The 13,152-nt window shown below is 39.1% G+C and carries 7 protein-coding genes; 6 read left to right on the top strand and 1 reads right to left on the bottom strand.

The features are described 5' to 3' along the window. Positions 1-3 precede the first annotated feature (3 nt). Complete coding sequence (locus SK086_RS00545; RefSeq protein WP_290872633.1) at positions 4-3,015, bottom strand: SusC/RagA family TonB-linked outer membrane protein; 3,012 nt, start codon at positions 3,013-3,015, stop codon at positions 4-6. A gap of 226 nt (positions 3,016-3,241) precedes the next feature. Here SK086_RS00545 and SK086_RS00550 point away from each other — a divergent pair, with 226 nt between their 5' ends. From SK086_RS00550 to SK086_RS00575, 6 genes are all read left to right on the top strand, one after another. Next, a complete protein-coding gene (locus tag SK086_RS00550) occupies positions 3,242-4,261 on the top strand; it encodes a LacI family DNA-binding transcriptional regulator (protein ID WP_324688926.1) in 1,020 nt (339 codons plus the stop codon). 182 nt (positions 4,262-4,443) lie between these two features. Then, positions 4,444-5,793, top strand: coding sequence for an MFS transporter (locus SK086_RS00555; protein ID WP_324688928.1), 1,350 nt, complete (start codon positions 4,444-4,446; stop codon positions 5,791-5,793). Continuing rightward, the gene (gene pgmB, locus SK086_RS00560; protein WP_324688931.1) at positions 5,793-6,446 is read left to right on the top strand and encodes a beta-phosphoglucomutase; all 654 of its coding nucleotides are present in this window, start codon (positions 5,793-5,795) and stop codon (positions 6,444-6,446) included. Before SK086_RS00555 ends, pgmB begins: the two co-directional genes overlap by 1 nt. A 34-nt stretch (positions 6,447-6,480) precedes the next feature. Further along, positions 6,481-8,787: a glycoside hydrolase family 65 protein gene (locus SK086_RS00565; RefSeq protein ID WP_324688933.1), complete on the top strand. Its 2,307-nt coding sequence runs from the start codon at positions 6,481-6,483 to the stop codon at positions 8,785-8,787. Between the two features lie 90 nt (positions 8,788-8,877). Continuing rightward, positions 8,878-10,710 carry a glycoside hydrolase family 13 protein gene (locus SK086_RS00570; protein ID WP_324688935.1) on the top strand — a complete coding sequence of 611 codons (1,833 nt, stop codon included), beginning with the start codon at positions 8,878-8,880 and terminating at the stop codon, positions 10,708-10,710. A 78-nt stretch (positions 10,711-10,788) separates the two neighbouring features. Then, positions 10,789-13,152 (top strand): TIM-barrel domain-containing protein, encoded by a 2,364-nt coding sequence (locus SK086_RS00575; protein ID WP_324688937.1) that lies wholly within the window; start codon positions 10,789-10,791, stop codon positions 13,150-13,152.

The raw sequence follows: 13,152 nt of genomic DNA on the forward strand, positions 1-13,152 counted from the left end.
TATTTAAAATTTTACGTTTGCTCCGAATAAAAATTGACGTTGTCTAGGATAAATTGTATTATCTCTACCGTCATTAATTTCAGGATCTAAACCATCATAATCGGTAATAATAAAGGCGTTTTGCACCCCCGTGAATAATCTTAATGAAGCTTTACCTAACCAATTAGGGAAAGTATAACCCATCGTGATGTTATCCATTCTTAAGAAAGAACCGTTTTCAATGTAGATGTCAGAAATTACATTTTCACCGTTTACGTTAGTAAAGTTGGTATCTAACACACTGGTTAAAACGTTTCCTAATTCAGCATCCGGTTTCAATAAAGCATTGTAAGCTCTGTTCGCTTTTAAAGCATTGTAAATTCTGTTTCCGAAGCTGGCTCTCATGTTGAAAGAGAAATCAAAGTTTTTGTAATTGAAACTAGAGGCGAAACCAAGTACCAAATCCGGATCAGGATTTTTGTAGATGTAACGGTCATCTCCGTTGATGATACCATCTCCGTTTAAGTCGGCAAAAGCCCCTTCAATTGGCGAACCATCTGTGCTGTACAATTGTTTGTAAACAAAGAACGAGCCCGGTGTGTAACCTTCTCTGTGAATTTGTACTGTTCCTCCTGTTCCTCCGGCTTGACCAAAGAATACATCTGAACCTGCCGGTAATTCATCGATACGTCTTTCGAATTTGGTTGCGTTGAAATTAACATTCCAATTCAAATTATCTCTTTTGATTACGTCGGCATTCAAACTGAACTCAATACCTTTTGTAGAGAAGCTACCGATATTAGCAGGACCTGAGTTTGAGAAGTTACTACCGTCTGCATAAGGAGTATCTCCAAAATACAAATCGTTAGTTTGTTTGTAGAAAGCATCTAAAGACCCGGTAATTCTGTTGTTGAATAAACCATAGTCAAGACCTACGTTATAAGTAGTTGTAGTTTCCCATTTCAAATCAGGATTTCTTGGTGCAGGAACACCAACCGGATAAGGAGAGTTAGCAAAATAATATTGTGAATTGGTATCTCCAACATTATATCTTTCTAAGTAAAAATCTCCAACAGGGATTTCTTGCTGACCGGCAATACCCCAACCTAAACGCAATTTCATATCACTTACAACTTTAGAATCTTTGAACACATCTTGTCCAAATTTCCAAGCAAAAGCTGCTGATGGGAAGTTACCCCAACGGTTGGCATCGCTGAATCTTGAAGTACCGTCTCTTCTTAAAGAGAAAGTGAACAAATATTTATCGTTGATCGAGATATTTGTTCTTCCGAATAAACCAATCAACACTTCATCGGGATTAGCAAATGATCTTGGTGCTTGTGCTGTTGGGTTGTTTACGTTGAAAGTATTAAATCCGTAAACTTGGAATTTTTGATAAGAATACCCCGAAGTCAATTCAAAATTAACTTTGTTGAATTTTTTGTTGTAAACGAAATACGCATCTAACAATTTATTTCTACGGGTTGCTTCAGAATACTCATTTGTACCATATAAAGTGTTACCGTTAATAAATCCTGTCAAAGCAGTGTTTCCAACCAAACGTCTTCTTTCTCCGTTACTTTCATCGAAACCTAAATTAACAACTGCTCTTAAAGCCGGGAAGAAATGAAACTTATAGTCAATTTCAAAGTTTCCTAATACTCTGTTGTTGATACCGGTATCATTTGTTTGATACAATTGCGCCACAGGGTTTCTAGGAACTTGAGTTAAGAAATCGGCAGTAGTGTTTCCGTTTCTGTACTCGAAAAAGCCATCATAAGGTGAAGCTGCATCGTAAACCGGTTTAGTAGGATCGAAACGAATAGCAGTTCCTTCTACGCCATCCGCAAAACGGTTATTTTCATTGGTAAAATTCGCATTCAAACGCAATTTCAAATGATCGTTAAAGAAACTTGGATTCAAAACAACCGAAGCAGAATTTCTGTTAAAGTCGTTAGTCAATCTCAAACCTTGTTGGTAAGTATTTCCTAAAGTTAATTTAGCCGGAATTTTATTGAATAAAGAACCTCTGATAGATACTGAATTGTCTACATAGTCTGTTCTTCTGTAAATCTTTTTTTGCCAATCAGTATTGTAAAGAATTCTTCCTTCTATAATTCCTGGTGTAGACAAATCATCAGAAACTGAAGTAGTAGGATCATCAACACCTAATAAGTTAGTACTTCCTGCAGAAAGCAAACCATTAATAGTATTCGCTTCAACTTGAGCAATAAAATCTCTGGTATTGAAAACATCTACTTGGTTGTACAATCTACCTGAACCGTATTGGAAGTTGTATTCTACTGCAAGTTTTTTCGAACCTTTCTTGGTGTTGATGATGATCACACCGTTAGCCGCTCTTGAACCATAGATTGCTGTTGCAGACGCATCTTTTAATACGTTGAAACTTTCAATATCATTTGGATTCAAAGCAGCCAAGATAGAAGTAGATCCGGTATTGGTTGTATTGGTCACCGGTAAACCGTCAATTACAATTAACGGATCGTTAGAAGCACTCAATGAAGAACCTCCTCTAATTCTGATTTGAGACCCGCTACCTGGAGCACCTCCGCCGGCATTAACAGTAACCCCGGCAATTCTACCGTTCAATAGGTTTTCAGCTGTTACGTTAGCCCCTTTGTTAAAGTCTTTTGTAGTTAAAGTTGACACAGAACCCGTAGCGTCTTTTTTCTTAACGGTTCCGTAACCCACTTGAACTACTACTTCTTGAAGTTGGTTAGCACTTTCTTCAAGAGTGATGTTGACCGATTTTTGTCCGGAAAAAGTAATCGTTTGAGAGTTGTACCCTACGAAAGAGAAGACAACTTTGTCTCCGCTTTTAAGGCCTCCCACTTGAAACTTTCCGTCAAAATCTGTCGTTGTGCTACTGTTAGCACCTTGGACAATTACATTTACTCCCGGTAATGGTTGGCTGGTTTTGCTGTCCAAAACCACTCCGCTCAAAGTACTCTGTGCAAGAGCGCCAAAAGGGAGCAAAAGGAATAAAAATAACAACTTTTTGTAAATTGTTTTCATACGTTTTGTTTAGGTTAAAAATTTAATTTTTGTGCGTATACTTATACTTCGAATGTTAAATTTATGTAAAAAAATCAATCAGCCGAATAAACGCTTGTTAAATCCGATTCGAAAACGTTTTCGTGTTGAAAACTTTTCCATAATGTCACTATTTTAAGGACAAAATTGACAGAATGAAAAATAACCTATATCTTTATTCAGAAAATAGTATTTACCGAATTTCATCATGAAAAGAAAAGTTACACTTAAACAAATTGCCAAGGAACTTGATGTATCCATTTCAACCGTTTCAAAATCGCTCAGAAACAGTCTGGAAATTAGTGAAGATACCCGACAAAAAGTTCAGGCATTTGCTAAACTATACAACTACAAACCCAACAATATTGCGTTGAGTTTAAAGAATAAAAAAACCAAAACCATTTGCATTATTATCCCTGAAATCATACACCACTTTTTTGCAACCGTGATTAGCGGTGTAGAACATGTAGCCAATGAAAACGGCTATAATGTTTTGGTGTGTTTATCAGACGAATCCTTTGATAAAGAAGTCATTAACATGGAAATGTTAGCCAACGGCAGCATCGATGGTTTCATCATGTCGTTATCCAAAGAAACGCAACTCAAGAAAGATTTTCACCACATTACCGAAGTCATCAATCAAGGTATGCCCGTAGTAATGTTTGACCGCGTAACGAATGAAATTTTATGCGACAAAGTAATTATTGACGACAGCCTAGCAGCGTTCAATGCTACCCAACACTTTATCGACAAAGGGTTTAAAAAAATTGCCTTGATTTCTACGGTTGACTACGTTAGCGTAGGCAAATTGAGAACAGAAGGTTACATCAAAGCCTTAAAAAACAGCGATTTGAAAGTAGATGAAAATCTGATTTTGAAAATCGAAGATACCGAAAACTTTGAAGACAGCATTGCCAATCTTCTGTCTAACAATGAAATTGACGCCATATTTGCAGTGAACGAATTGTTTGCGGTTACCGCGATTAAAGTCGCCAATAAACTAGGTAAAAAAGTGCCGGATGATATTTCCGTAATCGGATTCACCGACGGCATCATTTCTAAATATTCTTCTCCAAGCATCACAACGGTCAGTCAGAATGGTGTGAAAATGGGTGGAAAAGCCGCCAAAATGCTAATCGAAAGACTGGAAGCCGACGAGGAAGAAGAAGAACAATACAGAACCGAAGTAATCGAAACCGAGTTGGTCGAAAGAGAATCAACCCGATAGTTTTTATCAACAAAAAACGTTTGCGCCGGCGGATTGCCTCATTTTTTTGAGGCTAAACCATCACATTATAAATTCTTTATTATCTTTACGGCAATTATCAAAGCTTATACTTTACTTCGAAAACAAATTAAAGTTTTGATAAGCAAAGCGCTTATCGTATTATAAACCAATACATTACGATAATGGAAAAGCGTAAATTAGGTTTCTGGGAAATTTGGAACATGAGTTTCGGTTTCTTGGGGATACAAATGGGTTTTGCCCTCCAAAATGCTAACGCCAGCAGAATTCTCCAAATTTTCGGTGCCGATGTACATGAACTATCCTGGTTTTGGATTATTGCTCCTTTAATGGGATTGATTGTCCAACCACTAATCGGACATTACAGCGACAATACTTGGGGACGATTCGGAAGAAGAAAACCTTATTTTTTAACCGGTGCTTTGTTAGCTTCTATAGGCTTAGTATTGATGCCTCAAGCCGAAATTTTTATCGCTTTCATGCCGGCCTTATGGGTTGGAGCAGGAATGCTTATGATAATGGACGCTTCTTTTAACATTGCTATGGAACCTTTCCGAGCGTTGGTAGGCGACAATTTGAGAGCAGACCAACATACTTTGGGATTTAGTGTTCAAACCGCTTTAATCGGAATTGGTGCAGTTGTAGGTTCTTGGCTACCTTACGTCTTAAACGAATGGTTTGGCATCAGCAATCAACCTACCGCAACTTCAGCAATACCGGACAACCTAATTTATTCTTTCATTATTGGCGCATTAATTTTAATCGGGAGCATATTGGTAACCGTAATTACAACTAAAGAATATTCTCCGGCGGAATTGGCACAATTTCGTGACGAAAAAGAACACCAAGAAGCCATGGGTGAGGAAAAAGAAGCCAAGCTCTCTGATATTTTCAGCGACTTCGCCAAAATGCCTACCACCATGCGTCAATTAAGCTGGGTTCAATTTTTCTCATGGTTCGGATTATTCGGAATGTGGGTATTTACTACTCCAGCCATAGCCCAACACATTTACGGCTTATCGGTCAACGACACTAAAAGTCCCGAGTTTCAATCGGCTGGTGATTGGGTAGGTATCATTTTCGGTGTTTACAATTTTGTATCGGCAATCGTAGCTTTTCTTCTACCTTACATCGCTAAGCAAATAGGAAGAAGAAAAACCCATGCCCTATCATTGGTTTTAGGCGGAATCGGATTGATTTCGATTTACTTTATGCCAAACAAAGAAACTTTGGTGTTTTCTATGATATTGGTAGGCTTTGCCTGGGCCAGTATTTTAGCCATGCCATATGCTATTTTGGCAGGAGCCATTCACCCGAAAAAAATGGGAGTTTACATGGGAATATTTAACTTTTTCATTGTTATCCCACAAATCATCAACGCTTTGATAGGAGGCCCGTTAGTAAAATATGTTTATGGCGACCACGCTATCTATGCCTTAGTAATGAGTGGCGTAAGCTTCCTTATTGCAGCCTATTTAGCCCTTAAAGTAAAAGACAGTAAAGATATCAATTAATGACTAAAAAAGCATTCATATTCGACCTCGATGGCGTAATCGTTGACACTGCTAAATACCATTTTTTAGCGTGGCAAAAATTAGCGCAGGAATTGGGTATCGAATTTACCCCCGAACACAACGAAGATTTAAAAGGTGTCAGCCGCGTTCGCTCTCTTGACATCATTTTGGCATTAGGCAATATTGAAGCCTCTCAAGAAGACAAAAACAAATGGCTGATCCAAAAAAATGAAGATTACTTATCCTACTTGGTCGATATGGACGAAAGTGAAATATTGCCCGGAGTATTGCATGTACTCGAATTTATTAAAGAAAAAAATCAGTTTATTGCTTTGGGTTCAGCTAGTAAAAACGCCCGCCCTATTTTAGAAAAAACCGGAATCCTGCCTTTTTTTGATGCTATTGTTGACGGAAACGATGTATCTAACGCCAAACCGGATCCCGAAGTTTTTCTGAGAGCTGCACAGCTACTAAACGTGTCTAACGAAAACGCCATCGTTTTTGAAGACAGCGTGGCTGGTATTCAAGCGGCCAATATTGCCAACATGATTAGTGTTGGTATAGGCGACGCCGCCATTTTACATGAAGCGAAATATAATTTTAAAGATTTTACATTTATGGATGTAGCTTTCATTGAAGCACTCCTGGATTAAAATTGAATGATAAAAGGACAATAAAAAAATTACAATGAACCAAGATTATATCAAACCAGACAACTGGTCGATTATTGAAGAAGGATTTGACTTAGACAGCGTAAAATCCTCGGAAAGTTTGTTCAGTATCGGTAACGGTGCCATGGGACAACGTGCCAATTTTGAAGAATTCTATTCAGGCAAAACCTTCCAAGGCAGTTATATAGCAGGTATTTATTATCCTGACAAAACCAAAGTGGGTTGGTGGAAAAACGGTTATCCGGAATATTTTGCTAAAGTATTAAATGCCCCAAGTTGGATTGGTATTTTAGTTGAAATTAACGGTGAAACACTCGATTTAGCGTCTTGTAAAGTATCTAACTTTAAACGCGAATTGAACATGAAAGAGGGTTGGTACCATCGTTCGTTTAACGCATTGTTAAACAACGGTATCGAAATCGATGTTAATGTTAGAAGATTTCTCTCTTTAGACATCGATGAGTTAGGTGTAATCAAATACGAAATCACCCCGAAAAACCAAGATGCCACTATCGTTTTCAAGCCATATTTGGATGCCGGTGTTCATAACGAAGACGCCAATTGGGAAGAGAAATTTTGGGAACCATTACAAATCCAACACGACACCAATGAAGCTTTTGTAGTAGCCCGTACTTTCAAAACCCATTTTGAAGTAGCCACCTTCATGCACAACAGCATTTTCCTCAACAACGAAAACCAAAATGCCGAACCGGAATTTACCGACACCACTTCCGATAAAGTCATTTTTACCTACGAACAATTGGTAGCTAAAGGACAAACCATCGCCCTACAAAAATTGGGAGGTTACACGGTATCTATGAATCACGCTACAACCGATTTAATTCCGGCAGCCCAAAATGTAATCCAAAAAGGATTGGCTTTGGGTTATGATAGCTTGTTACAAAACCAAATCGCCGCTTGGGCCAAAATTTGGGAAATGAGCGACATCACTATCGAAGGCGATGTTAAAGCACAACAAGGTATTCGTTTTAATATTTTCCAATTAAACCAAACCTATTTGGGTAAAGATTCCCGACTAAACATCGGACCGAAAGGATTTACCGGAGAAAAATACGGTGGTTCTACTTATTGGGATACGGAAGCCTATTGTATTCCGTTTTACATGGCTACGAAAGACCAACAAGTGGCACGAAACCTTTTGGCTTATCGTTACAACCAATTAGATAAAGCCATTGAAAATGCAGCCAAATTAGGATTCAAAAATGGCGCGGCTCTCTACCCTATGGTAACCATGAACGGGGAAGAATGCCACAACGAATGGGAAATTACTTTCGAAGAAATCCACCGAAATGGTGCTATCGCTTTTGCCATTTTTAATTACTACCGATTCACCGGAGATTATAGTTACATCCCCGAAAAAGGATTGGAAGTCTTAATTGGTATTGCTCGTTTTTGGCACCAAAGAGCGACCTTCTCTACCTACAGAAATCAATACGTAATCTTAGGCGTTACCGGTCCGAATGAATACGAAAACAACGTTAACAATAATTTCTACACGAACTATATTGCCAAATGGTGTATCGATTACGCCATCGAGCAAATCCAAAAAGTAAAACAAGAATACGCTTCTGATTACGCCAGAATCATGAGCAAGGTCAACTTAGACGATGCCGAAATACTGCATTGGAAAAAAGTGGCTGACCATATGTATTTCCCATATTCGGAAGAACACGGCGTATACTTACAACAAGACGGTTTCTTAGACAAAGAATTGGTTAAAGTGCATGATTTAGACAAATCACAACGCCCTATCAACCAAAAATGGTCTTGGGATCGAATCTTGCGTTCGCCTTACATCAAGCAAGCCGATACACTGCAAGGTTTTTATTTCTTTGAAGATCATTTCAGCAAAGAACAATTGGAGAAACACTTCGATTTTTACGAACCGTTTACCGTTCACGAAAGTTCTTTATCGCCTTGTGTACACTCCATTCAAGCGGCTGTATTGGGCCGAATGGAACAAGCTTATACTTTCTATTTAAGAACTTCTCGTTTGGATTTAGATGATTACAACAAAGAAGTGGAAGAAGGCTTGCACATTACGTCGATGGCCGGAACTTGGATGAGTATCGTAGAGGGTTTTGGCGGTATGCGTGTTAAAGACAATACGCTGCATTTCGAACCGAGAATCCCGAAAGAATGGAACGGCTATTCGTTTAAAATCAATTTCAGAAACCAAATTCTTAAAGTATCGGTTCATCAAAACGAAACCAAATTTACTTTAGAAGGCGATTCGCCAATCACTGTTTTTGTTAATGGCAAAGACATTTTGGTAGAGCCGAATAGTTTGGTGACTGTATAAAATAATTAGTTGAACCCTATAAGGCATATAAGGACAATAAGAGAAACTTAAATGAACTTATATGCCTTTATGGTTTATAAAAAATAAATTATGAAAAAACTACTCTTCTCTCTTTTAGTCTCTGTTTCCGCTTTCGCACAAGTTGACCGCGTTGAACCGCCTTTTTGGTGGAGCGACATGACGCATAACGAAGTACAAATCATGTTCTACGGAAAAAACATTGCCCAAAACGAGGTGACTGTTTCTAACGGAATCGTAATCAAAGGCATTCAAAAAACCGAAAACCCTAATTACGTATTCGTGACTATCGATACCCAAAATAGTCCGGCGCAAGATTTGGTGTTCACTTTCAAAAACGGCAAAAAATCGTTTACCCAAAACTATGCTTTAAAATCCAGAAAAGAAAATTCGCGCTTTCGCAAAAGCTTTGACAGTTCTGACTTGATTTACCTCATCATGTCGGATCGTTTTACTAACGGTAATCCTAACAACGACAACAACGACAAACTAACCGAAAAAGCCAACCGAAGCAACAAAGACGGTCGCCACGGTGGCGATATCGAAGGAATAATCAAAAATTTAGATTACATCCAATCGCTTGGCGCAACAGCCGTTTGGCCAACGCCACTATGCGAAGACAATGACGAAAGAGGTTCATATCACACTTACGGTCAATCTGACGTGTACAAAATTGACGCGCGTTTCGGAACCAATGAAGATTATGTTCGTATGAGCGCCGAATTGCACAAACGCGGCATGAAAAACATTATGGATTACGTGACCAACCATTGGGGTTACAAACATTGGATGATGAGCGATTTACCTACTTACGATTGGATACATCAGTTTCCGGGTTATGCTCAAACCAACTACAGAATGGCTGCTCAATTTGATACCAATGCCTCCAAAAAAGATTTTGATTTGTGTATGGATGGATGGTTTGTTAAATCGATGCCCGATTTGAATCAATCCAATCCGTTAGTTTTAAATTACCTTATTCAAAACGCCATTTGGTGGATCGAATACGCCGATTTAGATGGTTTCCGTGTCGATACTTATTCTTACAATGATAAAACAGCCATCGCAAAATGGACCAAATCCATAACCGACGAATACCCGAATTTCAATATCGTTGGTGAAGTATGGATGTACGACCAAGCACAAATGGCGTATTGGCAAAAAGACAGTAAAATAGGAGCCATTCAAAGCTTTAACTCCAATCTTCCTAGTGTAATGGATTTTACGTTGCAAGAGGCTATTGCGAACGGAGTTTTTAACGAAGACAAACAAGAATGGCGCAACGGAATGGTGAAAGTATATGAAAATTTCAACAACGATTTTCTGTATCCAAACATCAATAATTTATTGGTTTTTTTTGAAAATCACGATACCAATCGCCTAAACGAAATCTACAAAAACGACTTCAAAAAATACCAAATGGCCATGACCCTAATCGCCACCGTTCGCGGTATTCCGCAAATCTATTACGGTTCCGAAATTGGTATGGCCGGCGATAAAGGCAAAGGCGATGGTGATATCCGCAGGGATTTCCCCGGTGGTTGGAATGGCGACACTAACAACGCCTTTACCAAAGCCGGAAGAACTGAGGAGCAAAACAAATTCTTTGATTTTACTGCTAAACTATTAAACTGGCGCAAAAACAAAACGGTAATCCACACCGGAAAAACCACGCATTACATTCCGGAGAACAACGTTTATGTGTATTTCCGTTACAACGAGAAAGAAAGCGTTATGGTGGTTGTAAACAATAACGAAGAAAAGCAAACTTTCAAGACCAATCGATTTGCAGAAAATATCAAAAAGTACCAATCGGGTAAAGATATTTTCACTGAAAAAACTTTCGACTTGAAAAACGACATCACTATTGATGGCAAATCGGTTTTGATATTGGAATTGAAATAAAATTTACCACATAAGTTATATGGGCCTTTCTTAGTTGTACTTACATGGCTTATATGGTTCATAATTTAGAAATAACTGATGAAAAAATTACTTTTCTTACTCCTTTTTACTGCTGTTACATTCGCCCAAAATGCGAACCGAAATTACCTTTCCCATACTTGGAAAAACAATCTCTTAGAAGTAAAAACCAGTGATGGAACCTACCGTATTAAACCGTATTCGAATAAAATAGTCGAAACCTCCTTTATACCCAACGGAGAAGTTTACAACCCGAATTCACATGCTGTAATTAAAACCCCGGAGAAAGTTAACGCTTCGGTTTCTAAGACCGCAACTTCCATCTCGTTAGTCACTAATAACATTACGGTAGTCATCAACAAAGCGCCTTTTCGCATTACCTATTCCAACCAAGGAAAAGTGTTGTTGTCTGAAAAAACCGGTTACATCAAAAAAGACAGCACCGAAATTCTACAATTCAACCTCGACAATTCGGAGATGCTGTTTGGTGGCGGTGCTCGTGCTTTAGGGATGAACCGCCGCGGGAATCGTTTAGCCTTATACAACCGAGCGCACTACGGTTATGAAACCCGTGCCGAATTGATGAACTTTTGCATTCCGTTAGTATTATCTTCCAAAATGTACGCCGTACATTTCGACAATGGCGCCATTGGTCACTTGGATTTAGACAGTAAAAAGAACAACACCCTGGAATACGAAACCATTTCAGGTCGAAAAACCTATCAAATTATTGTAGGCGATACTTGGGAAGATTTGGTGTCCAATTACACTGATTTAACCGGAAAACAACCCATGCCCGCGCGCTGGACCTTAGGAAATTTCTCCAGCCGATTCGGATACCACACCCAAGAAGAAGTCGAAAAAACCATCAACCGTTTCCAAACCGACGGGATTCCGGTAGACGCGATTATCCTCGATTTGTATTGGTTCGGCAAAGAAGTCAAAGGCACCATGGGTAACCTCGACTGGGACAAAGACCAATTCCCGAATCCCGAAAAAATGATAGCCGATTTGAAAGCAAAAGGCGTTAAAACGGTTCTAATCACGGAACCTTTTGTCTTAACCACCTCATCCAAATGGCAGGAAGCCGCAGATCAAAAAGTTTTGGTTACCGATAAATCAGGTAAACCGGCCACTTGGGATTTTTATTTCGGAAACACCGGTGTAGTGGATATTTTCAAACCCGAAGGCAACCAATGGTTTTGGAATGTTTATAAAAGATTAATCAACCAAGGCGTTGGTGGTATGTGGGGCGATTTGGGTGAACCGGAAGTCTTCCCGTCAAAAGTGGTAACTGCTGCCGGAAAAGCCGATGAAGTCCACAATATTTACGGGCACCATTGGGCCAAATTAATAGCCGACGGTTATAAAAAAGATTTCCCAAACCAACGACCATTTATCCTAATGCGCGCCGGTTATTCGGGGTCACAACGTTTTGGGATGATGCCTTGGAGTGGCGATGTGTCCAGAAGTTGGGGCGGCTTACAATCGCAAATGGAAATTGCCCTGCAAATGGGAATGCAAGGCATGGCGTATATGCATTCTGATCTTGGCGGATTTGCCGGTGATTATTTCGACAACGAATTGTATTTGCGTTGGTTACAATACGGCGTTTTCAACCCAATTTTCCGTCCGCATGCACAAGAAGACGTAGCTTCGGAAGTGGCTTACAAAGACGTTCATACCAAAGCCAAAGCCAAAAAAGCGGTAGAATTACGCTACCAATTATTGCCGTACAACTATACTTTAGCCTTCGAAAACAACCAAAAAGGAACACCTTTGATGCGCCCTTTATTCTTTGAAGAACCATCCAACGAAAAGTTACTCAACGAAAAGGAAAGCTACTTTTGGGGCGATGCCTTTTTAATCAAACCAATCACAAAAGCAGGCGTTACCTCAACCGAAGTCTATTTCCCGAAAAGCAACAATTGGTTCGACTTTTATTCGGGTAAAAAATACGCTGCAGGTTCCACGGAAACAGTAGTTGTAGCCGAAACATCGATTCCGACTTTCGTGCGCGGCGGTAGTTTTGTGCCGATGATTGAAACCATTCAGAACACTTCAAAATATTCGCTGGACAATTTCAACTTGCATTTCTATTTTGATGACAGTGTGAAAACCTCTTCCGGAAAATTGTACAACGATAACGGGGAAACACCACAAGCTTTTGAAAAAGGACAATTTGAAATACTCAATTTCAACAGCAACAACAATGGGAATATATTAGTGCTGAAATTAACGGCAAACGTTGGCAAAAACTATTTGTCAACTGATAAAAATGTTACAATAGTAGTACATAACCTCAAAGCCAAACGTATTTTTATTAACGGACAAGAAACAATCTTCAAAACCAATAACGAATCGCTTTTCCTACCGGTTACATGGAAAAAAGGTACTTCGCCGGAAATTAAAATTGAATACTAA

Origin of the sequence: Flavobacterium cheonhonense, from assembly GCF_035671315.1 — a bacterium.
GTDB lineage: Bacteria > Bacteroidota > Bacteroidia > Flavobacteriales > Flavobacteriaceae > Flavobacterium > Flavobacterium cheonhonense.

Bases quoted from the DNA above. Each gene is read 5' to 3' on its own strand.
- SK086_RS00555 (WP_324688928.1), top strand. From the start codon at position 4,444: ATGGAAAAGCGTAAATTAGGTTTCTGGGAAATTTGGAACATGAGTTTC.
- SK086_RS00550 (WP_324688926.1), top strand. From the start codon at position 3,242: ATGAAAAGAAAAGTTACACTTAAACAAATTGCCAAGGAACTTGATGTA.
- pgmB (WP_324688931.1), top strand. From the start codon at position 5,793: ATGACTAAAAAAGCATTCATATTCGACCTCGATGGCGTAATCGTTGAC.
- SK086_RS00545 (WP_290872633.1), bottom strand. From the start codon at position 3,015: ATGAAAACAATTTACAAAAAGTTGTTATTTTTATTCCTTTTGCTCCCT.
- SK086_RS00570 (WP_324688935.1), top strand. From the start codon at position 8,878: ATGAAAAAACTACTCTTCTCTCTTTTAGTCTCTGTTTCCGCTTTCGCA.
- SK086_RS00565 (WP_324688933.1), top strand. From the start codon at position 6,481: ATGAACCAAGATTATATCAAACCAGACAACTGGTCGATTATTGAAGAA.
- SK086_RS00575 (WP_324688937.1), top strand. From the start codon at position 10,789: ATGAAAAAATTACTTTTCTTACTCCTTTTTACTGCTGTTACATTCGCC.